The organism is Streptococcus sp. HMSC063B03 (assembly GCF_001836965.1).
GTDB lineage: Bacteria > Bacillota > Bacilli > Lactobacillales > Streptococcaceae > Streptococcus > Streptococcus pneumoniae_F.
The window spans coordinates 1-526 of sequence record NZ_KV831032.1 but is presented as its reverse complement, the minus strand read 5'-3'; the positions used below and the strand labels follow the sequence as shown (position 1 = coordinate 526).

The window sequence follows — 526 nt, the reverse complement described above, 5'->3', positions numbered from 1 at the left end:
TCAAATCAGATGGAAAGATGGCCAAGAATGAATGGGTAGATGGTGGCCGTTACTATGTTGATTCTGAAGGCAAAATGGTAAGGGGCAAATGGGTAGATGGTGGCCGTCACTATGTAGACTACGATGGTGTGCGGCAACCAAAACTAGATGGGAAGCAGTACAATGCTGCTTTAAATAAAGCGAAAAGCTATAATTCGGTTTTACATAAGTCAAAAAAAGCTCTCTATGACTCATTAACGTGGTATGGTTTTTCAAGTTCAGCAGCGCAGTATGCCATCGATCACTTGAATGCAGATTACAAAGCAAATGCCTTAATTACAGCAAGAGAATACCGAAAGAATAACCATTTATCAAAGACAGAGATTTATGAGTGGCTAACTTCTTCTTGGATTGGAAAATTTACAAAAGAAGAAGCAAACTATGCAATTCAAAAACTTAATCTACCATCAGAAGGCAGCCAAGCTCGCAATAAATGGGTAGGAAATTATTATTTCAAATCAGATGGAAAGATGGCCAAGAATGAATG

The 526-nt window shown here is 38.4% G+C and carries 1 protein-coding gene; it reads left to right on the top strand.

Annotated elements, in window-relative coordinates:
* A partial coding sequence (locus HMPREF2628_RS04730) for an Ltp family lipoprotein (protein WP_257375286.1) occupies positions 1 to 526 on the top strand: 526 nt, incomplete at both ends.